Source organism: Parabacteroides sp. AM08-6, assembly GCF_003473295.1.
Taxonomy (GTDB): domain Bacteria; phylum Bacteroidota; class Bacteroidia; order Bacteroidales; family Tannerellaceae; genus Parabacteroides.
This window is the reverse complement of the sequence record NZ_QRMP01000029.1, coordinates 25,913-51,747: the sequence shown is the minus strand read 5'-3', so window position 1 is coordinate 51,747 and position 25,835 is coordinate 25,913. Positions and strand designations below refer to the sequence as shown.

Here is a 25,835-nt window from a genome sequence, read left to right as displayed (position 1 = left end):
AAAGCGAAAGCGAAGACAAGAAAGAGAGGAGTTAGTCGAAGAGCTGACTCCTTTTCTGATTCTAAGGGACTCTTCCTCTTTATCCCTTGTCGATTCGAAAAAAGAACGTTGATTCATATTTTAGGTTCGGTTGTCATTATCCCTTCCCGTTACTTATAATATTCTTCCTTCTTCTACGTTCATTATATATTGACTGAATTTTCCATTATGAAAAGTATATATGACTCTCGTCAACTATTAAAATATGTGTTCATTTTTACGGCCATTCTGATTGCTATTGCTTCGGTAGTAGTTTCGGATTCGCTGATAAAGAACTTAGCTCAGGAAGAACGGCAGAAAATTGAAGTATGGGCGGATGCTACTCGTCTTATCGCGAGTGAGGATGCTGCGTTGGATATGTCGCTTGTCCTGAAAATTATTCAGGGAAATACATCGATACCGGTAGTGCTGTGTAATGATAAAGATAGCATATTGGATGAGAAAAACATCGAATATCCGGAAAAGGATGTAGAGGCCTTTAAAAAGGCGAAAGTAGAAGAGTTGAAGAGCAAGAATACGATTGTGATAGATATTGGGGATGGAACATATCAGTATGTCTATTATGACGATTCTACCATATTGAAACGGCTTTTGGTTTATCCTTATGCGCAGCTTTCCATTGTCTTTGTTTTTATCTTGATTGCTTTCCTGGCTTTGGCCAGTACGAAGAAAGCGGAACAGAACAAAGTATGGGTCGGTTTGTCGAAAGAAACAGCCCATCAGTTGGGGACTCCCATATCATCTCTTATCGCTTGGGTGGAATATCTTAAAACAAAAGATACCGACCCATCCTTGTTGAATGAAATGGAGAAAGATGTAAAGCGTCTGGAAACGATTGCGGAGCGTTTCTCTAAAATTGGTTCTAACCCGGATCCGGTTCCGGTTGATATCAATAATTCGATTCGTTCAGCTTTAAGTTATATGGGAACCCGTATTTCTTCTAAAGTAAGGATTTATACCCATCTTTCGGAGACTCCTATATTAGTCCTGATGAATGATTCTCTGTTTGCTTGGGTTATCGAAAATCTGACGAAAAATGCCGTCGATGCGATGGAAGGGCAGGGTGAAATAACTTTTCAGGTAGAAGAACGGGAGAAAAACGTTCGGATTGACATTTCCGATACCGGGAAAGGTATTCCTAAATCGAAGTTTAAAACAGTTTTTACCCCGGGATATACAACAAAGAAACGGGGATGGGGATTAGGGCTTTCTTTAGTGAAGCGTATCATTGAATCTTATCATGGCGGGAAAATATTTGTAAAGAGTTCGGAGGTTGGAAAAGGTACTACTTTCCGCATAGAGCTTCGCAAATGTAAATCGTGAATTCCTGCGTAAGAAAAAATAACTGCAAAGGTGTTGCATTTGTGTTTAGTTTTTTCGTACCTTTGCAAGGTTTTTACACTAAAAGGCTTTGGGAAAATTTAAATTATATAACGTAGATTTGAAAAATCTCGCTCCAGGGGTACACGAATTCGAGTATTTACTGGAGAATAAGTTTTTTGTGGACATAGATGGAGACCAAGTCCAGAAGGGCAAAGTGAAGGTACACCTCACGGTAAAAAGGTCTTCCATGATGTTTGAAATGAACTTTCAGATTGAAGGTGTTGTTATGGTTCCATGTGACAGATGTCTGGACGATATGGAAATTCCAATCGACACACACAATCGGCTGGTAGTGAAATTCGGCAAGGAGTATGCCGAAGAGAGTGACGAAGTTGTAGTAATACCGGAAGATGAAGGTGCTATTAATTTAGCGTGGTTCCTGTATGAATTTATTGCATTGGCGATACCTATGAAGCATATACATGCTCCGGGAAAATGCAATAAGGCAATGTCGTCGAAACTGAAGAAACACACTGCCAGAAGTACGGACGATGCTGATGACGAATATGAAGAAGATGTGGATGATGACATTTCCATCGATGAAGACGTCAATACGGCAACTGATCCGCGCTGGGATGGTCTGAAAGGTTTAATCGAGAATGATAACAATTAAATAAATTAAAACATGGCACATCCTAAAAGAAGACAAGGTAAGACAAGAACAGCCAAGAGAAGAACTCATGACAAGGCTGTAGCTCCAACAATGGCTATCTGCCCGAACTGCGGCGCATGGCACATTTATCATACTGTATGCGGCGAATGCGGCTATTATAGAGGTAAATTGGCTATCGAAAAAGAAGCAGCTGTATAAGTTTATCAACTCTGAAATGGTTTGGTAAACAAAAGAAATAGCCCTAAAAGTATTTTTAGGGCTTTTTTTTAATTAGGATAAGTAGTCCTTTTATTTTTATAAGATATGGATAAAATTAATGCGGTAATAACAGGCGTTGGCGGATATGTTCCTGAAGACGTATTGACGAACGAAGACATTTCGAAAATGGTCGATACCACGGACGAATGGATTATGACACGCGTGGGCATTAAAGAACGCAGAATTTTGAAAGGAGAAGGTATAGGCACTTCTTATATGGGAATACGTGCCGTGAAGCAATTGCTCGCGAAAACGAACGTTAACCCGGAAGAAATTGAAGTGATTTTGACGGCAACGACAACATCCGACCATCATTTCCCGACCACATCCTCTATCATTGCTTATCATACCGGGTGCAAAAATGCAATGACGTTTGATTTGCAGGGTGCATGTGCTGGCTTCTTGTATGCCTTGGAAACGGGAGCGAACTATATCCGTTCCGGACTGTATACGAAAGTTGTAGTGGTAGCCGGTGATAAAATGACTTCTATTACGGATTATCAGGACCGTTCCACTTGCCCCTTGTTTGGCGATGCTTGTGGGGCTGTACTGTTGGAACCGACTACGGAAGAGGTTGGTGTGATAGATACAATCCTGCGTACGGACGGTGTCGGTTATTCCCATCTGATAATGAAGTCTGGCGGTTCTGCCTATCCTCCGAGCCACGAAACAGTGGACAATCGTGAACATTTTGTTTTCCAGGATGGTAAATACGTTTTTAAATATGCCGTTTCATACATGGCCGATGTGGCAGCCGAAATAGCGGAACGTAATCATTTGACACACGACGATATTACATGGATTGTACCTCACCAGGCCAATTTGCGTATTATCGATGCAACCGCCAAGCGTTTGGGGGTAGATATGAATAAAGTGATGATTAATATTCAGAAATATGGTAATACCAGTGCCGGAACAATTCCTATCTGCCTTTGGGAGTGGGAAAAACAGTTGAAGAAAGGTGACAACCTGATACTGGCCGCTTTCGGAGCCGGTTTTACCTGGGGTGCAATTTATCTTAAATGGGGTTACGATGGAGAACAAGCATAAGTCCGGCTTTGTTAATATTGTTGGTAATCCGAATGTCGGAAAGTCCACGTTGATGAATCGTTTGGTGGGAGAGCGTATCTCTATCATCACATCGAAAGCACAAACTACGCGGCACCGTATCATGGGGATTGTGAATACCGACGATATGCAGATTGTATATTCTGACACGCCGGGGGTACTGCATCCTAATTATAAGTTGCAGGAATCCATGCTTAATTTCTCACAGTCCGCGCTGGGCGATGCCGACGTGTTGCTGTATGTAACCGATGTCGTAGAGACAATCGATAAGAATGAAGAGTTTCTTCAGAAAGTTCAGAAAGTGGACTGTCCTGTTCTGCTGCTTATCAATAAGATTGATACCACTACCCAGCCTGAACTGGAAAAGTTGGTGGCAGGATGGAAAGAACTTCTTCCGAAAGCCGAGATTATTCCTATCTCCGCGCTTTCGAACTTTAATATAGATTATGTGAAACATAGGGTGGAAGAGCTGATGCCGGAATCTCCCCCTTATTTCGAAAAAGATGCGCTTACCGATAAACCGGCCCGTTTCTTTGTGACAGAGATTATTCGTGAGAAGATACTTCTGTATTATCAGAAAGAAATACCGTATGCGGTAGAAGTCGTTGTAGAGCTGTTTAAGGAAGAAGCCGAGCTGATTCACATCAAAGCGCTCATCATAGTGGAACGCGATTCTCAAAAGGGAATCATTATCGGGCATCGTGGCCAGGCACTCAAAAAGGTAGGTGCAATGGCTCGTAAGGATATCGAACGTTTTTTCGACAAGAAAGTCTTCCTGGAAATGTTTGTCAAGGTAGAAAAAGACTGGCGTAACCGGGATAATATGTTGAAGTATTTTGGATACCGGCTGGATTAATAACAGCATACAGAAAGTGTAATTTATGGGAAATATTGTTGCAATAGTTGGAAGACCCAACGTAGGAAAGTCCACCCTGTTTAATCGCCTTACGCAAACGCGCCAGGCGATTGTGAACGAGGAAGCGGGTACTACCCGCGACCGTCAGTACGGGAAAGTAGAGTGGACAGGTAAAGAGTTTTCGCTGATTGATACCGGCGGATGGGTGATTAATTCGGAAGATGTTTTCGAAGAAGAGATAAATAAACAGGTACAGATTGCGCTTGAAGAGGCCGATGTAATCCTTTTTGTCGTGGATGTGTTGAACGGCATCACCGACTTGGATAACGAAGTAGCGGCTATTTTGCGTCGTACGAAGAAACCTGTTATTGTAGTTGCAAACAAAGCAGACAATTTCGAACTGCATCCTGCCGCTGCCGAATTTTATTCTTTTGGCCTCGGCGACCCCTTCTGTATCTCTGCCATCAACGGCTCTTGTTCCGGCGATTTATTGGATAAGATTGTCGCAACATTACCGGAAGACAAACCGGAAGTTTTGGAGGAAGAGCTGCCTCGTATAGCAGTTATCGGTCGGCCGAATGCAGGAAAGTCTTCTTTAATCAACGCCTTTATCGGCGAAGACCGTCATATCGTAACCGATATTGCCGGTACGACGCGTGACTCCATTTACACGAAATACAACAAATTCGGCCTCAATTTCTATCTGGTGGATACCGCAGGTATTCGTAAAAAAGGAAAGGTGAACGAAGACCTGGAATATTATTCCGTTATCCGCTCCATCCGTGCAATCGAAAATTCGGATGTTTGTGTGTTGATGCTGGATGCAACCCGTGGTATCGAGAGTCAGGATTTGAATATCTTTTCATTGGTTCAGAAAAACAAGAAAGGCCTTGTAGTCTGTGTAAACAAGTGGGATTTGGTGGAAGATAAGAGCCAGAAAGTGATAGACTCCTATACGAATGCCATCCGCGAACGTTTGGCTCCGTTTACCGATTTCCCTATTCTGTTTATCTCTGCACTGACAAAGCAGCGTATCCTGAAGGTACTGGAAACGGCTAAGAATGTTTATGAAAACCGTCAACGCCGTGTTCCGACAGCCAAGCTAAACGAAATCATGCTGCCGATTATCGAGAACTATCCGCCCCCTGCATGGAAAGGTAAATATATCAAGATTAAATACATCACCCAGCTTCCCGCCGGCCAGGTTCCATCGTTCGTTTTCTTCTGTAACCTGCCGCAATGGATTAAGGACCCGTATAAACGCTTTCTGGAAAATAAAATCCGGGAAAACTGGGATTTTACAGGAACTCCGATAAATATATTTATCCGCGAGAAATAAGGAAAACAAAAAAGAGATGTTATTTGCATCTCTTTTTTTATGAAGATAATAGAACTTAGCATCCCTTTGATGCAAAATTTGAAGAACGATTCTCTCTATAATTAAAAGCTCCTCCTCAGCCACTCCGCAAAAAATCTGTCGTACACTTGAAACGTATTCCCTTCCCGTGTTATGAAATCTTTTTCCAGCAACCCTTTCAAGGCCGATTGGACGGAACTGGCGGAAGGGAGGCTATAGCGGTGGATAAACTTTCCTGAAGTTAGAGCAGTGGCATGACCCTCTTTACAGATGGCTACCAACAATTCTTTTTGTTTTTCGGGAAGCTGGTAAAGCAACTCGGAATAGGTAAAAGAGTAAGAGTCTACCACAAATTCGAGTGCGGTATTTACCATAGACGTATTACAAGTTTCCCCTTTTGGAGTCATGGCAAACAAAACGTTCAGAAGCTTCTGGATATACCAGGTGATACCTTCAAAACGTTCGTATAGGGAATGAATCACTTCTGTTTCAATCTTCTTGCCAAAAGATAGAAAGTGTGAAGACGCAAATTCTGTGTAAGCTTCCTCCTCGATTGCTTTCAGGTGCATGATGGAAACACTCTGATAGAAGGGGCGCGCCGGACTGATAAACATTTCTCCCATTAAGTGACGTTGTGAACCTGCAAAGATAAAACGGGTATTCCGGCAATGTTGGATATGCGTACGCAGAGTCGCCTCCATATTTTTCTCCGGGTAAGAGGCTATCTGTTGGAATTCGTCGATAGCCACGATACAAGGTTTGTCTGCCTGTTCCAGATAATGAAATATTTCATCCAGCGTGACTGCCGGCGATTTGATGTCTCCCAATTCGATATTCCAGGAAGGCAATCCCGATAAATCCAGCGAGAAACCGGCACGAACGGAAACCAATGTGTTCAGGAATAGTTCCCAAGCTTTTCGGCCTTTGGGTTTCAGTGTGTTTAAAATGCTTTTCCCCAATTGGAACACGAAATCCCGAAGCGTCTTGCTGGCATAGATATCAATCAGGAAAGTGTAATATTGCTCTTTCACAGCCGGTTGACGGAAGCAATGTTCTATCAATCCGGTTTTCCCCATACGGCGGGTAGATATGATAGCTACATTATTTTCATTTACCAGCCAGCGGAGTAAAGTTTCTGTTTCTTTTTCCCGGTCGCAGAAATACTCCGGAGAAATATACCCACTGGTAACGAATGGATTGTTCAGGATAGTCATACTAGTACACGTTTTATGCAAAGATAATTATTATAAGATGATAATTGTCATAATCGGATTAAATTTATCGGGAGATGGAAAGTGGTGGGATGGAAAGTGGCGCATAATAAAACAAAGAAGCCATTGAAAAAGTATCGAACCTTTTCAATGGCTTCTTTGTATGTGGTAAGTCTTACAACGAATCCAGCACCTTATTCATCTCATTCACCATCTCAGTTGCCGACTGTTGTGTTGCAGAGAGGCCTTCCGGGGTGAATTTAGCTACTGCTTTGTTCAGCTTTTCCAGTTTGGAGGTGGCACCCTTAGCTGACAGCTCTTCGCGGAGGATGCGGATTTTTTCACAATCCTGGATACCTTCCACTAAACGTTCGAAACGGATACTGCTACGCGGTCCCGGGTAAATACTGTACGTATCGCCGGCAGCCCAAGTGCGGAAGCGGGAGTCACGAAGCGGGTCGGCTACCCAGCTGTTGACAGCCCAACGCAGATAACCGTCGTAATTGCCTGCTATAGCATGCAAAGCAGTCCAAGTAGCTTCGGCAGGAGCCGAGAATGTAAATGTATTCGGGAAAGCCTCGGCACAGCAAGTATAATACGTACTGATTTGACCGTTCTTTTCGCGGGCGGCTTTTACGTCTTCCGGGAATGTGTGGCCGTAAGGAATACAGAGATAATACAAATCAGCCTGGATTTCCGGATGATAATTCCCGGCAAGCGTAATCTTAAATTCCGGGTCAGCTTGCTTGATGACTTTGATAGCCTCGCGCATCGCTTCCATCGGACGTTCGTCCATTGAAATAGCCGTGATGTTGAACCAACCTTTTTCGCGCAGGTGGCGGGAGAAATCTTTCAGGAAAGAACCCCAATAATCGGCATAGGCAGCTTCACCCGGTTTGGTATTGACAAATTGTACCCGGTTGGTAGCCTGGTCGTAATAATCGAAGGTCAAAGCCCACGGTATCATGGTGTAACAACTAATCAAATCCTTGATACCCACTTCGTTCATCATGAATTCCACCCATTTGTCGAAGATGGTATAATCATATACCCATGTACCGTCCACTTTTTTCATGCGGAAAATCATGCTGTCGAAATGGTCCTCTGTCTGTCCGGCCCACGGTTTATGCATAATACTGGTTGTAATCGATTTCTGTCCGGCATTAGCCAGCATCTTCATAATCGGAAGCATGGCGTCGAAATGTTCTTTGCTCCATAGCGGAACCTGATAATAACGGGCTACCGAATACGGGTTTTGCCATAAATCCAGATTGAATTTCCAATCCTTCGGTTCCGGCAAAGTATGGTTCAATACCTCTATTTCGACTTGCAGGTTCATCGGTTGGATATTCTTGGCGGAAAAAGTCAAGGTCCCTTTGTATTTTCCGGGACGGGCATCCGACGGAACCCAAACATTCATCCAAACCGGCTGTGTGGTACGAGCCTGAATGTCGCGTATTTTGACAATATCCAGCACGTCGGCAACCAGGGAAGAGTCCCATTCCGCTTTATTCTCACGATTTCCGCAACCGGTTGTGCGGTCTTTGCTCAATTCGTCTGTCATCACATAACGGACAAAATTCGTCGTAATAGCAGAAGATGGAATGACGGAAGAACCGTTTTTCAGGTCGCTTACGGTAACAGTAGCATCCTCCAAATCCTCTTTTGTCCACAAGACAGCTTGCGCGTTTACACGTTCGCCTTTCCAGGCTTTTGCTTTCCAACGGGATGTTTTAGCCACCTCCGGTATACTCAACTTGTTGTAACGTACGTCGATACTTCCCCAACTCAGTTGAGTCGGTATTTTTAGTTTATTCCAAACTTCCTCACTGTCATGAGGTTTAGTGTCGGTCAATTCCTGATAATCTCCCAAAGGATACTTCTCTGTTTGTTGTGCCATGCAGACAGGTCCGAGTGTCAGCAGGGCGCATAGGATAAGAGTGTTTTTCATGTATGATTTGAACTTTAAAATTACTTTTGCAAAGATAATAATATTTGCTTGGCAGCGAAATAATATGACTGCCGAGCCGTTTTTTTTCGCTGCCGGGGGATAGGAAGCGGGTAATGACCCGTATTTATTGTATCCGCTTATAATGGCAAGCCGGCAACTTTCCGTCGTCACCGTGCAAGTGCATCCCGTTCCCTTCACAATAGCGGAACATGTCGCAATCGGAACATGCACCTTTACGCGCCCATTCACGGTTTCGATATTCCTTGAAACCGTTATTCCAGACATCCATGAAATTATCTTTGTAAATATTCCCCTGGCGGAATTTAGCCTGAGTGTTCGGACAGCCGGATATGGAACCGTCCGCCAGTATGGAAGCGGTACTGATACCTGCGCTACATTGGAAAATCTGGTCGCGGACTTCCCCCTCATAGTTCCCCAAGAAACCATCGCAGGCAAAGTCGATATGTATCTTCCCCTCCCTGCGGTAGTGGCGGATGAAACGAAGCAACCAAGTGAATTGTTCGTCATCCAAAAGCAGTTCCGGATTGTTTGCTACATTTCCAACCGGGAGGAGACTGGAAAGCCGCCAGTTGTTAACCCCCATTTCTACCAGAAACTCTTTAAAGAGCATCAAGTCTTTGAAGTTCCGTTGGTTGACGCAGGTGACGACCTCCCATTTAATCTTTTTTTCTTCAGCCAGCAGGCAAATGGCGTTTACCGCCTGTTCGAAACTTTCCGGATGGCGGTGCAACCAGTTGTGCGCTTCTTCAAAACCATCCAGATTGATAGTTACGGACTGCATTCCGGAGGCCAAAAGCGAGTCCAGCCGTTCGTGGGTGAGCAGTAACCCGTTCGTGACAATCCCCCACGGGAAACCGCGGCGACGTAGTTCTGAGCCACATTCCTCAATATCGTCACGAAGTAATACTTCTCCGCCTGTAAACGTTATCACCACCTGATGAGGGTCCACATGCGGCGTTATCTCATCTATTACTTTCAGGAAATCTTCGGCCGGCATATCCGGTTGTCGGGCCGATTGGTGGCAATTGCTCCCACAGTGGCGGCAGTCCTGATTGCATCGGAGCGTGCACTCCCAGAAAAGCGTGCGCAATTCATGAATTTTAGCTCGTTTTTTCCGGATGCTCCGGAATAATTCCAGCGCAAGGCGTTTACGTAATCCCGGACGTTTCTTCATTCTTCCCCTTTTTCTTTTAGTTTGATAATCCTGTAATCCTTAATCGGCTTCCCTTAGTTCCGGTTTTTGCAAGAAACCATACTATAATCATTACAAAGATACTAATTTTTACGATAAAAACAGGTATGAAGGGATACAGTTTTCCCGATTATCAAAATGTCACCGGTAAGGCGACTAAATTGGATTAGTAGGGCGGGTAAAATAAATTACCCGCACATGTAACCCTTTTTAACATATCAAACGGATTGCAAAACACAAAAATGATGAACATTTTGTCAATCGGCAGGAAGGGGGGAGGTATGCCGGCTTACCTGTTTTTTGCCGTGTCTGATGGTTTTTATGTGACAAATTTCGTACAAGATACCTTCAATCAGCGGGATATTGAGTAACTTGCAGCCCAAAAATTCAATCTACCGTTCAAATATGAAAGATTTTCTGCGAATACTCAGGCGTTTTGTGCCTCCCTATAAGAAGTTTATGATATTAAATGTAATCTTTAATATCTTGTCCGCTATTCTGAATTTGTTTTCTTTCGCCTTGATTATTCCTATCCTGAATATATTGTTTAGGATTACTAACGAAACGTATACTTATATAGACTGGACGTTCAATCCCCTCTCCTTCGAAGCCTGGAAAGCAACTCCCGAATTGATAAAGAATAACTTTTTCTGGTTTGTCTCCGACCTGATAGAGACAAAAGGCGGCTCGTTTACCCTGATTGTCCTCGGCCTGTTTCTCGTGTTTTCCACCTTCTTGAAAGTCGGTGCGATGTATATGGCATTCTTTACCATGATACCTATCCGCACAGGGGTAGTGCGGGACATCCGGAACCAGATTAACCGTAAAATAACGGAACTGCCCCTCAGTTTCTTTTCGGAAGAGAGGAAGGGGGATATTATCGCCCGTGTATCCGGTGATGTGAACGAAATCGAATCCTCCATCATGAGTTCGCTGGACATGTTGTTTAAGAATCCCATCCTGATAATGATTTATCTTATCGGGATGATTGCGATAAGCTGGCAACTTACGCTGTTCGTTTTCATCCTCCTGCCCGTTGCCGGCTATGTGATGGGGAAGGTTGGTAAAAAGTTGAAGCGGAGTTCGCTGGAAGGACAGCAGCAATGGGGATACCTGATGAGCCAGATTGAAGAGACGCTCAGCGGGCTGCGTATCATCAAAGCCTTCAACGCAGAGGAGAAGATACAGACACGTTTTGAAAGGAGTAATGAAAATTTCCGTAACCTGACGAAACGTATCTATCGCCGGCAGCAGTTGGCACACCCGATGAGTGAATTTCTGGGAACGACGACAATCGCAATTGTCCTTTGGTATGGAGGAACGCTTATCCTGGGTAATAGCAGCCCGATTGATGCTTCTACCTTTATTTATTATCTGGTGATATTTTATAGTATCATCAATCCGGCAAAAGATTTGAGTAAAGCTTCTTATGCCATCCAGAAGGGGTTGGCATCGATGGACAGGGTAGACAAAATCCTGAAAGCCGAAAGCGATATCAACGACCCTGACGATCCGAAGCCGATTGCTTTGCATGATAGTATCCGCTACAACGATGTCTGGTTCAAATACCAGAACGAATGGGTGTTGAAAGGCATCAACCTGACTATTCCGAAAGGAAAGACTATAGCTCTCGTCGGGCAGTCCGGTTCAGGCAAAAGCACATTGGTCGACCTGCTTCCCCGTTTTTATGATGTCGACAAGGGTAGTATCACGATTGACGGTACGGATATTCGCGACACGACCCTTTACGATTTGCGGAGTCTGATGGGAAATGTAAATCAGGAGGCTATTCTTTTCAACGATACCTTCTTTCATAACATCTCTTTCGGAGTGGACAGTGCCACCAGCGAGCAGGTGGAAGAAGCTGCCCGTATCGCCAATGCCCACGAATTTATCCGGACGAGCGAAGATGGGTACGATACGAATATCGGCGACCGGGGCGGAAAACTTTCCGGCGGGCAGCGGCAACGTATCAGTATTGCTCGTGCCATTCTGAAGAACCCCTCTATCCTGATATTGGATGAGGCCACTTCGGCACTCGACACCGAGTCGGAACGTCTGGTGCAGGAAGCGTTGGAAAATTTGATGCGCAACCGTACTACAATCGTAATCGCACACCGCCTGTCGACTATCCGTAACGCGGATGAAATCTGCGTGATGCATGAAGGAGAGATTGTAGAACGTGGCCGGCACGACGAGTTGCTTGCCTTGAATGGTTATTATAAACGGTTGTGCGACATGCAAAGCTTTTAGTAGAATACATATAATGAAGAAAAATATAAAACATACTACTATCATGAAACTGAAATCAGCAATACTTCTGTGCTGCCTTTTTCCATTGGCAGCTTGCGACATGCCGGGTGTGGAGTCCGGAAAAGCTCTTTCGTATCATTTTGATGCTCCGGCTCGTATTTGGGAAGAGACTTTCCCGCTGGGGAATGGGCGTTTGGGGCTTATGCCGGATGGAGGCGTGGAGAAGGAAACAATCCTGCTGAACGAAATCTCCATGTGGTCCGGCAGTAAGCAGGACACAGACAATCCGCAGGCGCTTTATGCCTTGCCGGCTATCCGTAAATTACTTTTCGAAGGGAAGAACGATGAAGCGCAGGACTTGATGTACCGCACTTTCGTTTGTAAGGGGGCCGGAAGCGGACAAGGACAGGGGGCGAATGTCCCTTATGGCAGTTACCAGTTGTTGGGTAATCTCGAACTTCAATACGATTATCCCGCGGCAGCTGATACAGTCGGTTCCTATACTCGTTCGCTCAACTTGGACGAGGCGATTGCCTCTACATTCTTCCGTAAAGGCAAGACGGCTTTCGGACGCGAGTCCTTTGCTTCTTTTTCCGATGATATAGGGGTTGTCCATCTGACGGCGGATGTGGACAAAGCGTTGAATTTCTCTATCGGGATGAACCGTCCGGAGCATGCGGACGTGACGGTGGACGGTACGGACTTGATTATGCAGGGCCAGCTTCCCGACGGAGTCGATACCGCCACATTGAAAGGAACTCGTTTTGCCGCCCGTGTCCGTGTGTTGCTTCCCAAAGGAGGCTCGGTTGTGCCTGCAGCCGGTTCTTTGTCTGTACACAATGCTTCCGAAGCTGTTTTGCTGGTGAGTATGGCGACCGATTATTTTGATAAGGATTTGGACGGACATATTACCCGTCTGCTGGCTAAAGCAGAGAAAAAAGATTATGCCACCTTGAAGAAGGAACATATTGCCGCCTACCGCTCCCTGTTTGGCCGGGTGGAACTGGATTTGGGACGGTCCGACCGCGATAAACTTCCTATCGACCAGCGTTTGGAAGCTTTCCATCAGGATAAGAACGACCCGGGACTGGCTGCCTTGTATTTCCAGTTCGGCCGCTATCTGCTGATTTCTTCAACGCGTGTCGGCCTGCTGCCTCCCAATTTGCAGGGGCTTTGGTGTAATACTATCAATACTCCCTGGAATGGCGATTATCATCTGAATATAAACTTGCAAATGAACCTTTGGCCTGCCGAAGTCGGCAACTTGTCGGAACTGCACCTTCCTCTGGTGGAATGGACGAAACAGCAGGTGGCAAGTGGCGAACGTACGGCGAAAGCGTTTTATAATGCGCGCGGATGGGTGATGCATATCCTGGGGAATGTCTGGGAGTTTACGGCTCCCGGCGAGCATCCTTCGTGGGGTGCAACCAATACTTCCGCAGCCTGGATGTGCGAACATTTGTATATGCATTATCTGTACACGTTGGATAAAGAATATCTGAAGGAGGTTTATCCGGTTCTGAAAGGGGCTTCCCTTTTCTTTGTGGATATGTTGGTGAAGGACCCGCGTAACGGATATTGGGTGACAGCTCCTACCACTTCACCGGAAAACGCGTATAAGTTGCCGAATGGGAAGGTGGTCAGTATTTGTGCCGGTTCGACCATGGATAACCAGATATTGCGCGAGCTTTTCACGAATACCATCGAGGCTGCCGGTATTTTAGGTGTAGACTCCGAGTTTGCCCAAGAGCTGGCTGCGAAACGTGCCGGCCTGATGCCGACTACTATCGGTGCCGACGGTCGTATCCTGGAATGGCTCGAACCCTATGAGGAAGTCGAACCTCACCATCGCCATGTTTCTCATCTTTACGGGCTTTATCCGGGCAATGAAATCTCGATGGCTCAGACGCCGGAATTGGCTGCAGCCGCCCGTCGGTCGCTCGAAGCCCGCGGTGATATGAGTACAGGCTGGTCGATGGCTTGGAAGATAAACTTCTGGGCCCGTTTGCGTGATGGCGACCATGCTTATAAGTTGTTGGGCGATTTGTTGCGTCCTTGTGTGGACCGTTCTACGAATATGACGAATGGTGGCGGCACTTATCCCAACCTGTTTTGCGCGCATCCGCCTTTCCAGATTGACGGGAACTTTGGTGGAACGGCTGGTATTGCAGAGATGTTGATTCAGAGTCAGGATGGCTTTGTGGAATTTTTACCGGCATTGCCTTCTGCTTGGAAAAACGGCAGTTATAAAGGGTTGAAAGTGCGTGGTGGTGGCGAAGTTTCCGCCAAATGGTCCGAAGGCAGGCTGACCGGTAGCAGTCTGAAGGCACTTGTTCCCGGAACTTTTCATATCAAGCTTCCTGCAAATTCAGCCGATTTAAGGCTCAAACTGAATAATAAGTCCATCTCCTTGCCTGTTGTGGATAGCATGTTGACAGTAGATATGAAGGAAGGTGATTTGTTAGTTTTGCAATTTTAAAAAAGAAGCAACATACAAAAATAGAGGAGGATGTCTCGATTGGGACATCCTTTTTTTGTGTTTTTTTAATACGGAAAAAGGGGCATTTGGGTAGAACCGTTGAAAATCGGTCAAAATATGCTTCTTGTATTACTTCGGAACAGTCCTGTAATCTACTATGAATAAGGCACTTAATATCAAAATGTCGGAAAGACGAAAAAGGGCATTTTTTAGGGTAAAAAACGGGTTGTTTTATATATGTAAACTATTGTATATAAATGAGATAGGAAAGAAATGTGAAATGACTAAAATAAACGTACGTTTTTTCTCGTCACAAAAATACGCATAAGTTTTGAACCTGCAATTCTTTTCCAAAAGATTTTTACCTTTTCTATATCCTTTCTTATCAATCAGATAGCATATTTTGTACGAAAATGCTCCTTTCGTATACAAACCCCCAAAACAGCCCGAAAAAATGGCGAAATTAAACGTACGTTTATTTTCGTCATTATACAGTATTTAACGTACGCGTACATAAGAAAGATATTTCAATATTTATAGTATTATTAATTTTAAATGTTTAAAGTATGAACAAGAAGTTTTCTACACTTTTAGCCAGCGTCCTGCTGGTGGGTAGTAGCTTTTCAGCCATGGCAAACAAGGTGGTAACCGAGACATCGGTTTATTATCAGTTGAAAGTGGGTGATAAAGTTTTAGTTATTGAAGAAGGCACTGCCAAAGATAGTTTGGCTTTGATTGAGGCTCCGGATGTGAAAACTGCATCTTTGGTTGATTACAATGCCTCTCTTTGGCGTTTGGAAGCTAAAGAATCGACAGATGAGTCAACCGGGGCAAAAACTGCTATTTTGAAGTTTGTCAACAAGGCTGGCAAAACATTAAGTTTATCGAATGAATCGCCTGCAAACAAAACTTTTTATTATTCCAAACCGGCTTATGTGAAAGCTGGTGGAGTAAGTTCTTTTGCTTTTCTAGCTTCACAGGTGGCGTTTGAAGATGGCAAATTGATGGTAGAAGCTGATGGTATTAATCTTCAATCTTATTCTTACAAAGATGGTAAATCTACGGGATTGTTTTTGTGTACACAAACTGATCCAGTAGACATTAAGATTAAGAAGGTTGAGGCTGAAGGTGCCATTGCCAACGCGACACTGCCGATAGAGACTGGATTCGAGGAAGTGAAAATTGTACTTACTAAAGCTGTCGATGGATTAGCTTTAGGTATAGACGACCTGAACAAAGTTGATGACGATGTTGAAGCTTTCCAATTGAAGTTTACTCCTGATACTTTGGGTAGTACAATCGGTAATCCGTTTACGGATAACAAGCTGGTTGCTGTAAAATTGGCAAGCATGTATTCTGCTGCTGTATATGATACGGAAGATTATGATGATGCTTTGGCTGCAGCAAAAGAAGCTACAACAGAAGCAAATACAGCTATAGATGCAGCTTGGACTGCGTTTAAGGCTGAAGTGGATGAGGCTATTAAATGGGGTAAGGCAAATGAGTTTAATGGAAAACTGTTCGAGAAAGCTGGCAATGCAACGGCTATTACTGCAGCGTTGAAAGCATTAGGTACAGCTGGAGGAAGTGATAACGGCGCCTTGAATAAACTTACAGCTACAGTAAGTACAGCTGGTGCTGCTTTCAAAAATGCTATTGATTCTTTAAAAGAGGTGGGAACGAGTGCAAGTGCAAAGTTGGATGAGACTAGTACTGACTATAAAAACTTTAAAACCGCTTTAAACGGTGCAGATACCACTTGGAGAGGTCTGAAAGACTCTCTTTCTGTTTCTTATTCTGCAATCGAAAAAGCTGTAACGAAATTTGTGGCTAATCCTAACCAGACATCTACAAGTGCTGTACCTGATTTCACAACTGATCCTGCGGATGCTGTTCGTTTAGCAGCGTTGAAATCTGCTGGTGCTGTTTATGTACAATATGCAACAACTGAAGCTGGTGCATTAAATACTTTGGCAACTACTGCATCAACTCTAAAGGTAACTACTGCATCTAAAGATATTGTTGACTCAGGTGCTGATGCCGAAGGCTATTACGCCCTTGCAATTAAAGACTCCCTGATTGAGGGTAAGCAAGCTTTCTTGTATGTGGATACCGCAGAATATATCGCTAAGAACGAAAAGTATTTCGGCTTCAAGGCTGATACTTTGAAGAGATTAGATCCTACTAAAACTTTGGAAGAAGGTGGTGCTATTGCTGACGGCATGTCCATCAACTTGTTCGCATTCCAATTGGTTGCTAATCCTCAGAAGGTAGGTGCAGACGAAATCTTAATCAATACTTGGGTTTCAAATGCAGATGGTTCTAATGTTGAAGAAGCTTCTGTAGTACTTCGTACATTGGCTAACAACCATCGTGAAGTATCTGTAGCAGCAGAAAGTGATGCTCTTTATGCAGAACTGTTGAAGAACACAGTTATCACATTCAACCAGGTTGTACGTGAAACTGCTCAACTCGAAAAAGGCACTGCTTATTATGTGAAGTCAATGTCTAAGAAAGATGAAGCTAAACCGTATATCGTAATGACTTCTACTTCTGATTGTGAAGATATTATGTCTGCTAATGTATATGTAAACGTTCCTTCTACTCAGTGGTTTGTTTCAGAAGCTGATGATGAAGCTAGTGAATACACAATTGTAAACCGTGACTTCGAAAATCCGTTGATTGAAGCTCAAAAATTCTATGTAATAGACGCAGAAGAAGGTATCTATGAAGCAGATGGCGACACTATTCAGCTTGTAGAAGTTGAAGGTACACCTGATGGTTACAAGAACCTGACAAAAGAAGCTATCGACCATCAGACATACAAACTGACTGCTACAAACTTCGCTAATCCGACTACTACATTCTATCTGACGATGAAGGCAGACTCTTCTGTAGTAATGACGGATGATGCTGAAAAAGCATTGGTATTCAAATTGAAAGATATGGTTGCTCAGGAACTGGCAGACAACAGCTTGACAGCTAACGCATACAATGGTGAAGTTTACTTCGGTAACGATACCTTGTTCTTCACTCTTGAAGAACCTAGTTTGCAGATTATGTTGACGAAAGATGCTGAAAAGGCAATTTCTTCAGAAGCAGCTAAAGCCGGGTTGGTATTCCGTCGTACAAGCGACAAAGCCGGTCAGTATGAACTCTTATTGATGGGTGCAGAAGATTTTCGCTGTGGTGCCTTGAAAGTAGGTGTAGACCAGAACGGTAATGCCGTAGTAGTAACTCCGTTTGATATCACTAACTGGGCATTCGACCTGGCAGCAGCTACAACAGAAACTTACCTGAATGTAACAGACGCTCCGAAGAACGTAACTATCTCTTTGATGGGTGACGACGCTTCTATGATAACAGCCGTTAAACCGTTCGCTGCTATCAAACGTACAGGTCTGGAACTGAAAGCAGCCGCAACAGACAACGACTTCGTTCTGGGTCTGGATACTGCTTATGTAGACAGAAAAGACAACTTCCGTTATGCTTACTACATCACGAAAGCAGTCGATACTGAAAAGGTTGGTTCATTCGACAGAAAAGCTTATATGGTAAGCTATGCAGACTCTGTTAAGAATGCCAGCAAGGATAAAGAAATCTATTCTCAGGATGGTTTGACACGTGTTGGTTTCGTATATGCAAAACGCGTTGACAACGCATCAGGCGACTCTTTGGCTATCGAAAGAATACCGACTAAGGCTGACACATTGGATGTTGCTAAAGAAAATGGTATCACCGATGCTACTTGGGCATTTGCTATCGATAAAGACAACGAAGGTTACTACAGAATTGAAGTGGCTCCTGCCGGTGATGTGAAAAAAGACAAGAACTACTTAAGCTACCTGAACGGTATCCTCGTATTGGGTAACAGAGCACAAGCTCAGTTGTTCGCAATCAACGACACTAAACTGGCTCCGACCGACAATGACAATGTATCCGTATCCGAAGTAAGCGTAATCGCAAGCGAAGGTAAGGTAACTATCAGCGGTGCAGCCGGCAAGAAGGTTGTTATCAGCAACATGCTTGGTCAGGTGAAAGCTAACGCAATCCTTGCTTCCGACAACGAAACGATTGCAGTACCTGCAGGTGTTGTAGTAGTAGCTGTTGAAGGCGAAGAAGCTGTAAAAGCGATTGTTGAATAAGAAAGAGAATATTTGAATAAAAAAATAATTCTAAATAATATCACGCGGTCTCGTTGACTGACTGGTTTAGCTAATTAGTGGAAGACAAGACTAAGTACCCCGCGAGGGAGAACAAGTGGTAGTATTAATACTAAAGTAATAAAATTGAAAAAAGTTCTTCTGCCGGTATTTCTGTGAAGAAAGAAAGCAGATACAAAACAAGCTCCGACGGTTTAGGCCGCCGGAGCTTCGTTTTTATGTAGTATGCGAAATTCTATGGGGATTTTCTATCGTAATTTTCGTTTCTTACCATCCTGTCTGCTTCTCAAAAGAAAACATGTACAAAACTACGGCACTTGGAAATAAATGCCGTATATTTGTACATATAAAACAAGAATAATATGGATGATAAATTGAGACTTCTGATAGAGCGACATGGAGGATATATCACCCGTAAGGAGATTATCGGCAACCGTTACCTGTATTACCGGCTGCTGGAAGCAGTGAAATCGGGTGAGATAATCCGTCTTAAATCGGGAGTGTACTGCATGGAAGACGCAATGGCAGGAACCATGATTGACCTTGAAAAGATAGTACCCGACGGGGTGTTGTGTCTTTATTCCGCATGGGCGTATTATGAACTTACCACACAGATACCACAAGGTTTCTATGTCGCCATACCGAGAAAACAAAAGATAACATTGCCCGATTACCCACCCATCATACTCAATTATTGGGACCGTTCCATCTATGGTGTAGGCATTGTCCGCCGACAGATAGACGGTTTTGAAATACCTATTTACGACATGGAGAAATCGATTTGTGACGCCATCCGTTATCGGAACAAAATCGGAATTGACGTGAGTTCCGAGATATTGAAAAACTACCTGTCACGCAAGGAACGTAATATAACCCGGCTGGCCGCTTATGCCAAGTCCATGCGGATAGCCGGAATACTCAACAAATATCTGGAAATCCAACTATGACAAAAGAATCGAAAGACTATGGCAAGTCCGTAAAGGCGAAGCTCTTGAATCTGTCGAAAGCGGAAGGACTGCCTTACCAACCGTTACTGATACGCTATGTGCAGGAACGCCTTCTATACCGTCTTGCACAGAGCAAGTACAAGAACCGCTTTTACCTGAAAGGAGGCGCATTGCTCTATGCCCATGAACAGTTGAAGGCACGACCTACACTGGATATAGATTTTCTCGGGAGTAGTATCAACAACGACAAAAAGATTATTGGAGAGGCTTTTTCCGAAATATGCGGCATATCCTGCAAGGAAGACGGAACCGTCTTTGATACGGATAGCATCGAAACGGAAGAAATCAATGAAAACCGTGTATATAAAGGCATACGGTTGCATGTAACGGCGCAGTTGGATACCGTCCGTCAGAAAATAGCTATGGACATCGGCTTTGGTGACGTTATCACTCCCGAACCGCAGGAACTGGAATATCCGCTGTTGCTGGACGGACTGCCCGCCGTCAGTATCATGGCTTACTCACTGGAAACGGTAGTGGCAGAGAAATTTCAGGCGATGATTGAATTGTCGGAAAACAACAGCCGCATGAAGGATTTTTATGACCTCTATACCTTACTATATAATAATACACGGGATAGCGACATGCTGGAGAAAGCAATCCGCGCCACCTTGAAGAACAGAGGAACCGTATATGAAGAGAACCATCCCTTGTTTAGTGATGATTTTCCCAAAAATCCCCGGTTTCAAATGTTATGGAAAGGTTTCATAAAGAAAATCGGGAAGACGGAACCGAATTTTGAAACAACGGTTAGTCTGATAAAAGAAAGGTTATTCCCTTATTGGGAGAAATACAAGGAACAATAAACTGCATCACAACTATGGCAATGAATAAATCTCAAATAGAGAAATTGTACCCTACATTCGATTGAATTTTTATTTTAATAGTACTATGAAACACAATGGTGCTTACCGGAATACTCCATCATATTCTCCTGCATTTCAGTATAAAGGCAATGAATAAATAAACCCAACCGATACCCTTGCCGTATTATCAATGCTTGTCCCCATTGACCGGGCCTTTTCTGTCAGGTGGTAACTGCGTCCCATGCCTAAGAGGAAGAGGTGCAAGTTCTCATCGGCCATCGGATAAAATTCGATGCCGGCTTGATAACCCCAAGCAGTACGGTATTTGCCGGAATCCCAGTGTTCGGTTGCTTTGTAAATAGATGCCGTTTCGTAAGAACCTTTGAGAAAAAAGTTCCATTTCGGGTGGAAACGATAGTTCAGTTCGGCAACGAAGGAAAGATATTCCGTGTTTGTGGCGCACAAAAGTTCCTGCTCCTCGTTTTCCGCCGTTTGAAGTTCGGTGAGGATACCCAGCGGGTCGAGTGCGCCCCGGGTGTACATGACATCGAAATAACCATCGATAGGACCGGCCGATATATGATGTCCGGCCCAAGCCATATAACTCCATCTATCCTTAGCCTGTTCGCCTGCGGTAACAGAATAACGGAGGTTTAAAAGTTCATCCAGATAACTGCTGTTCCAGTTGAGTGTGTAGAACAGCGGGGCTTTCGATTTCCCTATCCCTTCGGGTAGTAGGCCATACGTCTCTTCCATACTGCCGATACGATTGTTCGTCACCTGTATGCGAAATTCCTGTGAAGGGGTAAGCTCGTAACCCAGCGTCAGACCGGTGAAATAGCAGTTCATATACTCGTTCATATCGCTGTATTCATATATCTCCAGCGGATTGAGGTCGTATTCGAAACCACCCCAGGCAACGTCTTGTTTGCCGGCAGTGACAGTCAGCCGGTCAGTCAACCGGTAACCGATAAAAGCATATTCGATAGACTCCGGCAGATTTTCAAAATCCATCGCCCGGTTTCCCTGGTTCAGATTTTGGCGATACCAATAGAAAAGACGGTCTGTCACTTCACCGGTAGCTTCCAGCTTGATTTGGTTGAAACGGAAAGCGGCTTCATCCAGTTTCTTTCCGGTGAAAAAGGTGTTGAACGTCGTCTGCATCTCCAGATTCAGATTAAACACTTTGTTCCGTTTCGGTATTTTCGTCGCATATTCGAATAAAGAAATATCAGACGAATCCCGCTGAGGAACGAATGATTGCGCTGCAAGAGGCAGGGCGGAACCGGACAAAAGAAAGGCGGATAGCCCGACGGCCGCAAGTCGTTTCATTTATTATCTTTGCTAATATTTATGTTTGAGGGTGCAAAGATATTTATTTTTCTGTTTTTCCCATATGTTTCATTACTTTCGCATCTAGATAGAAAATCAATTCCTCCGCGATATTGGTGCAATGGTCGCCGAAACGCTCCATTTTGCGAATGACTCCCGCCATGTATAATCCCGCCAAGGCACTGCTCGGATGTGCTTCGATGTATTGGGCGATGATGGGGGTCGAATTATGGTTGATTTCGTCGATTAGATTATCTTTCAGGAAGATACGGGAAGCGATTTCCGAACTTTCCTTTTCGAAAGCTTCCTGGGTAAGCGAAATCATGTCGAGCAGTTCCTTCAACATCTCTTCCACACGGGTGGCTTTAACCAATTCCGGGTCGAGAGGTTCACCTTCGGGTAAGTTTCCGGCAAAACGGGCGATACTTTCCGCGAAGTCGCCGAGGCGTTCCAGGTTCGTATTGATTTTATACATGGCCAGTACGAAACGCAGGTCGATGGCTACCGGGGCGTAAAGGGCGATGATGTCTTCGCAATCGCTGTCTATCTTCAGTTCGAAAGCGTTCACACGACGTTCGCGGCTGATGACTTTGTAGGCCAGTTCTTTGTCGCCGGTCAACATGGCTTCGCCGGCATTGTATAATTGTTGGTGGACAAGGTTCCACATTTCGCTGATACTGTTTTTCAGCAGGGTTATTTCTTGTTCGATGACTTTCATATTTCTTGATGTTATTATTTATCCAAATCTTCCTGTAATGTAATTCTGCGTCGACTCTTTTTCCGGGTTCGTGAAAATCTTCCGGGTTTCTCCGTACTCGATAAGTTCTCCCAGATAGAAGTATCCGGTCTTGTCGCTGACACGGGCTGCTTGTTGCATGTTGTGGGTGACGATGACAATGGTGTATTCCTTTTTTAATTCATGTATCAAGTCTTCTATTTTGCTGGTAGAGATTGGGTCGAGTGCCGAGGTCGGTTCGTCCATCAGCAGGATGGAAGGGGAGATGGCTAGAGCGCGGGCAATGCACAGACGTTGCTGTTGTCCGCCGGAAAGGGCGAATGCCGAGTCTTTCAGTTTGTCTTTTACCTCATCCCAGAGCACTACCTGTTTCAAGGTTTTAACGACGGTCTCTTCAATATAACTCGTGTCTTTTATGCCATTTACCCGCAAACCGTATGCCACGTTTTCAAAGATGGTTTTGGGAAACGGGTTGGGTTTCTGGAATACCATGCCGACATTTTTCCGCAACGTATCCACTTTCTCTCCTTTATCGTAAATGTCCCGTTCGTCTATCAGGATTTTACCTTCGAGGCGGGTGTCGGGTATCAGGTCGTTCATTCGGTTGAACAGACGAAGAAAAGTTGATTTACCACATCCGGACGGCCCGATGAAGGCTACCGAAGTATTCGCTTCAATCTGCATGGAGATATTTTTCAGTGCGTGAAAATCACCATAGTAGAAGTCTACGTTTTGAGCATTGATTTTTATCATTTTTTTATATTGTAGTTGGTAGTTAGTAGTTGGTAGTTAGTAGTTGGTAGTTAGTAGTTGATAGGAAGTGGTTTGTAGCCGGGGTATTTCTACTAACTACCAACTACTTCCTACTAACTACTGTCTTTCACCCCATCTTTACTTTCTTTGCAAAATAGCTGCGCAGTGCATTTGCGAGTAGGTTGACTAGTAGCACGATTGCAATCAATACCAATGCCGTACCGTAAGCCATTCCGCGGGATGCCTCGATATCGGTTCCGCTGGTGGAAATAACATACAGGTGGTAGGGCAGTGCCATACATTGGTCGAAAATACTTCCGGGCAATTGCGGTAAGAAGTAGGCTGCTACAGTGAACAGGATAGGAGCTGTTTCGCCGGATACACGTCCGATGGACAGAATTAATCCTGTAATAATATTGGGAAATGCCATCGGGAGCACAACACGGCGGATAGTCTGCAACTTGGTTGCTCCCAGCGCAAGACTGCCGTGGCGGAAAGAGTCGTCTATACTTTTCAACGCTTCTTCCGTTGTACGGATAATCAGAGGAAGAGACATCAGGGCCAGCGTGAATGATCCGGCTATGATAGAGTCACCCCATCCCAGCGCGTTTACAAACAGGGACATTCCGAACAGACCGAAGACTACGGACGGAACACCACTCAAGTTGTTTGTCATTACCCGGATGAAACGGACTATTTTTCCGTTCGTCGCATATTCGTTCATGTAAATACCACTCATGATACCTATCGGGAAACTGATAATGCTACTGCCCAAAATCAGATAAAATGTTCCGACGATAGCAGGGAAAATACCACCGGCTGTCATTCCTTCTTCAGGTGCTTTCGTCAGGAAATCCCAACTGATGACACTTCCTCCTTTGAGAATGATGAAGCCGAGTATTACGAACAGGATGGCTACAACCAGGTAGCTGAAAAAGGTAAAGAAACCGAATGCCACTTTTTGCGACATACGTTTGTTTGCATCTATATTTCCTACTTTTTGAACAGGTGTCATATCTCTTAGATTTTTCTTTTAGATGAAATGTATTCTACGGAAATGCTTAGTATCAGTGTAATAAGGAAGAGAACGGCTCCCAACAGGAAGAGCGCCTCATAATGAGCACCTCCCGCAGGCGCTTCTCCCAATTCGGCTGCGATAGTGGCAGGGATGGTTCGTACGGGTTCGAAAAAGGAAGTCGGGATGACTGCCGCATTACCTGTCACCATCAATACGGCCATCGTTTCGCCTATTGCCCGGCCGATACCCAATACGACGGCCGAAGTGATACCGGAGATGGAATATGGAATAACCACCTTATAGATAGTCTGCCACTGTGTAGCGCCTAAGGCGAGACTGGCTTCTTTCATGGCGCGGGGTGTTGTGCGCATGGCATCTTCGGCAACCGTAATGATGGTGGGAAGCGCCATGATAGCCAGTACCAGGCTACCGGCAAAAGCCGTTTCACCGACCGGCAGATGCAATGTTTTCTGGATAAGCGGAACAATCACGACCAAGCCGAAGAAGCCGTACACGACTGAAGGGATGCCGGCCAGCAATTCGATAATCGGCTTCAGCAGCTCCCGTGTCCGTTTATTTGCTATTTCTGCCATGTAGATGGCAACTGCCAGGCCAAAAGGTAATGAGAGGACGATGGCTCCGATACTGACAAGCAAAGTTCCGAGCAACAATGGTATTAATCCGAATATAGGGGCGGGTGTGGCGGTCGGATACCATTTCGTTCCACCGAAAAATTCTCCCATCGAAATCTTCTCTTCCGGGAGAACACGCCCCTGGAAATTGTCGGCTAATAGGTATTGTTTGGGGAAGAAAGCGATGATACCCGGCTCTTGGGATACCAGTTCGCTGATTTTTTCCGGAACATATTGGAATTCATCTCCCAGCTGTTCTTCCGGGTAATAATTGGTCAGGTCTGAAAAACGAAAGACAAAGATGTCCTCGTTCTTGCCGTTGATGTCTTCCCAATTTGTTATTTTCCCGTCGAAAATATCCATAATCTTTTCAGCAGACAGGTGCTCGATATTATTGCTTTTGTTTACAGCCAATACATATCCTTCTTCTACGACCGGTGTATTAAAAAGACCTCCGGCCTCTTTGAAGAGGAAAATAACAATCAACAGGATTGTAAGACTGCTGATACTTCCGCTGATAAGTAATCCCCCCTCTACAATCTTTTCGAATAACTTTCTCACTTTATTTACCTTTTTTATCCGATGCAAAGGAACGCAGCAAATATTACAATATCGTTACAAGTGATTGAATCAACTGTTACATTTGTGTTTCAAATCCGTTACGCGATTCCCGTGAGCAATTTATTTACTTGTTTTCTATCGAAATA

At 44.4% G+C, this 25,835-nt stretch carries 20 protein-coding genes; 12 read left to right on the top strand and 8 right to left on the bottom strand.

Annotated features, from left to right (window positions below; genetic code table 11):
• The first annotated feature begins 207 nt into the window (after window positions 1-207).
• From DW103_RS14830 to der, 6 genes are all read left to right on the top strand, one after another.
• A complete protein-coding gene (locus tag DW103_RS14830) occupies window positions 208-1,362 on the top strand; it encodes a HAMP domain-containing sensor histidine kinase (protein ID WP_122277505.1) in 1,155 nt (384 codons plus the stop codon).
• A gap of 88 nt (window positions 1,363-1,450) precedes the next feature.
• Window positions 1,451-2,035 (top strand): DUF177 domain-containing protein, encoded by a 585-nt coding sequence (locus tag DW103_RS14825; protein WP_122277503.1) that lies wholly within the window; start codon window positions 1,451-1,453, stop codon window positions 2,033-2,035.
• 12 nt (window positions 2,036-2,047) lie between these two features.
• Entirely contained in the window at window positions 2,048-2,233 is a 186-nt protein-coding gene (gene rpmF, locus DW103_RS14820) for a 50S ribosomal protein L32 (RefSeq protein WP_005634607.1), read from the top strand.
• Window positions 2,234-2,338: 105 nt separating this feature from the next.
• On the top strand, window positions 2,339-3,343 hold the full coding sequence (locus DW103_RS14815) for a beta-ketoacyl-ACP synthase III (RefSeq protein WP_122277501.1): 1,005 nt from the start codon (window positions 2,339-2,341) through the stop codon (window positions 3,341-3,343).
• Complete coding sequence (gene era, locus DW103_RS14810; RefSeq protein WP_122277499.1) at window positions 3,327-4,217, top strand: GTPase Era; 891 nt, start codon at window positions 3,327-3,329, stop codon at window positions 4,215-4,217. The genes DW103_RS14815 and era overlap by 17 nt, the downstream gene beginning before the upstream one ends.
• Before the next feature lie 25 nt (window positions 4,218-4,242).
• Complete coding sequence (gene der / locus DW103_RS14805; protein ID WP_122277497.1) at window positions 4,243-5,556, top strand: ribosome biogenesis GTPase Der; 1,314 nt, start codon at window positions 4,243-4,245, stop codon at window positions 5,554-5,556.
• Window positions 5,557-5,657: 101 nt separating this feature from the next.
• On the opposite strand, the gene DW103_RS14800 is transcribed toward der, so the two are convergent.
• The 3 genes from DW103_RS14800 to DW103_RS14790 all read right to left on the bottom strand — a co-directional run bounded on the left by DW103_RS14800 (window position 5,658) and on the right by DW103_RS14790 (window position 9,931).
• The gene (locus DW103_RS14800) at window positions 5,658-6,788 is read right to left on the bottom strand and encodes an ATP-binding protein (RefSeq protein ID WP_122277495.1); all 1,131 of its coding nucleotides are present in this window, start codon (window positions 6,786-6,788) and stop codon (window positions 5,658-5,660) included.
• A gap of 172 nt (window positions 6,789-6,960) precedes the next feature.
• Window positions 6,961-8,736, bottom strand: coding sequence for a DUF4091 domain-containing protein (locus DW103_RS14795; protein WP_122277493.1), 1,776 nt, complete (start codon window positions 8,734-8,736; stop codon window positions 6,961-6,963).
• Window positions 8,737-8,860: 124 nt separating this feature from the next.
• A complete protein-coding gene (locus DW103_RS14790) occupies window positions 8,861-9,931 on the bottom strand; it encodes a TIGR04133 family radical SAM/SPASM protein (protein ID WP_122277491.1) in 1,071 nt (356 codons plus the stop codon).
• A 260-nt stretch (window positions 9,932-10,191) separates the two neighbouring features.
• Here DW103_RS14790 and DW103_RS18605 point away from each other — a divergent pair, with 260 nt between their 5' ends.
• The 6 genes from DW103_RS18605 (at window position 10,192) to DW103_RS14760 (ending at window position 20,657) form a co-directional block, all read left to right on the top strand.
• Window positions 10,192-10,320: a hypothetical protein gene (locus DW103_RS18605; RefSeq protein WP_255418470.1), complete on the top strand. Its 129-nt coding sequence runs from the start codon at window positions 10,192-10,194 to the stop codon at window positions 10,318-10,320.
• 34 nt (window positions 10,321-10,354) lie between these two features.
• Window positions 10,355-12,202 (top strand): ABC transporter ATP-binding protein, encoded by a 1,848-nt coding sequence (locus tag DW103_RS14785; protein ID WP_122277488.1) that lies wholly within the window; start codon window positions 10,355-10,357, stop codon window positions 12,200-12,202.
• Window positions 12,203-12,245: 43 nt separating this feature from the next.
• Window positions 12,246-14,681, top strand: a complete 2,436-nt coding sequence (locus DW103_RS14780; RefSeq protein ID WP_122277516.1) for a glycoside hydrolase N-terminal domain-containing protein — start codon at window positions 12,246-12,248, stop codon at window positions 14,679-14,681.
• 566 nt (window positions 14,682-15,247) lie between these two features.
• Window positions 15,248-18,826, top strand: coding sequence for a DUF6383 domain-containing protein (locus DW103_RS14770; RefSeq protein ID WP_122277484.1), 3,579 nt, complete (start codon window positions 15,248-15,250; stop codon window positions 18,824-18,826).
• A gap of 380 nt (window positions 18,827-19,206) precedes the next feature.
• The gene (locus DW103_RS14765) at window positions 19,207-19,791 is read left to right on the top strand and encodes a type IV toxin-antitoxin system AbiEi family antitoxin domain-containing protein (RefSeq protein WP_122277482.1); all 585 of its coding nucleotides are present in this window, start codon (window positions 19,207-19,209) and stop codon (window positions 19,789-19,791) included.
• The gene (locus tag DW103_RS14760; RefSeq protein ID WP_122277480.1) at window positions 19,788-20,657 is read left to right on the top strand and encodes a nucleotidyl transferase AbiEii/AbiGii toxin family protein; all 870 of its coding nucleotides are present in this window, start codon (window positions 19,788-19,790) and stop codon (window positions 20,655-20,657) included. Before DW103_RS14765 ends, DW103_RS14760 begins: the two co-directional genes overlap by 4 nt.
• A 135-nt stretch (window positions 20,658-20,792) precedes the next feature.
• On the opposite strand, the gene DW103_RS14755 is transcribed toward DW103_RS14760, so the two are convergent.
• From DW103_RS14755 to pstC, 5 genes are all read right to left on the bottom strand, one after another.
• Complete coding sequence (locus tag DW103_RS14755) at window positions 20,793-21,989, bottom strand: porin (protein ID WP_122277478.1); 1,197 nt, start codon at window positions 21,987-21,989, stop codon at window positions 20,793-20,795.
• Window positions 21,990-22,032: 43 nt separating this feature from the next.
• A complete protein-coding gene (gene phoU / locus DW103_RS14750) occupies window positions 22,033-22,707 on the bottom strand; it encodes a phosphate signaling complex protein PhoU (protein WP_122277476.1) in 675 nt (224 codons plus the stop codon).
• Between the two features lie 18 nt (window positions 22,708-22,725).
• Window positions 22,726-23,478: a phosphate ABC transporter ATP-binding protein PstB gene (gene pstB, locus DW103_RS14745; protein WP_122277473.1), complete on the bottom strand. Its 753-nt coding sequence runs from the start codon at window positions 23,476-23,478 to the stop codon at window positions 22,726-22,728.
• Between the two features lie 127 nt (window positions 23,479-23,605).
• Entirely contained in the window at window positions 23,606-24,493 is an 888-nt protein-coding gene (gene pstA, locus DW103_RS14740; RefSeq protein WP_122277471.1) for a phosphate ABC transporter permease PstA, read from the bottom strand.
• Window positions 24,494-24,498: 5 nt separating this feature from the next.
• Window positions 24,499-25,689, bottom strand: coding sequence for a phosphate ABC transporter permease subunit PstC (pstC, locus tag DW103_RS14735; protein ID WP_122277469.1), 1,191 nt, complete (start codon window positions 25,687-25,689; stop codon window positions 24,499-24,501).
• Window positions 25,690-25,835 lie beyond the last annotated feature (146 nt).

What these genes read in the sequence shown, in the direction of transcription:
- DW103_RS14830 (WP_122277505.1), top strand. Translation starts at nt 208, where the DNA reads ATGAAAAGTATATATGACTCTCGTCAACTATTAAAATATGTGTTCATT.
- rpmF (WP_005634607.1), top strand. Translation starts at nt 2,048, where the DNA reads ATGGCACATCCTAAAAGAAGACAAGGTAAGACAAGAACAGCCAAGAGA.
- DW103_RS14815 (WP_122277501.1), top strand. Translation starts at nt 2,339, where the DNA reads ATGGATAAAATTAATGCGGTAATAACAGGCGTTGGCGGATATGTTCCT.
- era (WP_122277499.1), top strand. Translation starts at nt 3,327, where the DNA reads ATGGAGAACAAGCATAAGTCCGGCTTTGTTAATATTGTTGGTAATCCG.
- der (WP_122277497.1), top strand. Translation starts at nt 4,243, where the DNA reads ATGGGAAATATTGTTGCAATAGTTGGAAGACCCAACGTAGGAAAGTCC.
- DW103_RS14800 (WP_122277495.1), bottom strand. Translation starts at nt 6,788, where the DNA reads ATGACTATCCTGAACAATCCATTCGTTACCAGTGGGTATATTTCTCCG.
- DW103_RS14795 (WP_122277493.1), bottom strand. Translation starts at nt 8,736, where the DNA reads ATGAAAAACACTCTTATCCTATGCGCCCTGCTGACACTCGGACCTGTC.
- DW103_RS14790 (WP_122277491.1), bottom strand. Translation starts at nt 9,931, where the DNA reads ATGAAGAAACGTCCGGGATTACGTAAACGCCTTGCGCTGGAATTATTC.
- DW103_RS18605 (WP_255418470.1), top strand. Translation starts at nt 10,192, where the DNA reads ATGATGAACATTTTGTCAATCGGCAGGAAGGGGGGAGGTATGCCGGCT.
- DW103_RS14785 (WP_122277488.1), top strand. Translation starts at nt 10,355, where the DNA reads ATGAAAGATTTTCTGCGAATACTCAGGCGTTTTGTGCCTCCCTATAAG.
- DW103_RS14780 (WP_122277516.1), top strand. Translation starts at nt 12,246, where the DNA reads ATGAAACTGAAATCAGCAATACTTCTGTGCTGCCTTTTTCCATTGGCA.
- DW103_RS14770 (WP_122277484.1), top strand. Translation starts at nt 15,248, where the DNA reads ATGAACAAGAAGTTTTCTACACTTTTAGCCAGCGTCCTGCTGGTGGGT.
- DW103_RS14765 (WP_122277482.1), top strand. Translation starts at nt 19,207, where the DNA reads ATGGATGATAAATTGAGACTTCTGATAGAGCGACATGGAGGATATATC.
- DW103_RS14760 (WP_122277480.1), top strand. Translation starts at nt 19,788, where the DNA reads ATGACAAAAGAATCGAAAGACTATGGCAAGTCCGTAAAGGCGAAGCTC.
- DW103_RS14755 (WP_122277478.1), bottom strand. Translation starts at nt 21,989, where the DNA reads ATGAAACGACTTGCGGCCGTCGGGCTATCCGCCTTTCTTTTGTCCGGT.
- phoU (WP_122277476.1), bottom strand. Translation starts at nt 22,707, where the DNA reads ATGAAAGTCATCGAACAAGAAATAACCCTGCTGAAAAACAGTATCAGC.
- pstB (WP_122277473.1), bottom strand. Translation starts at nt 23,478, where the DNA reads ATGATAAAAATCAATGCTCAAAACGTAGACTTCTACTATGGTGATTTT.
- pstA (WP_122277471.1), bottom strand. Translation starts at nt 24,493, where the DNA reads ATGACACCTGTTCAAAAAGTAGGAAATATAGATGCAAACAAACGTATG.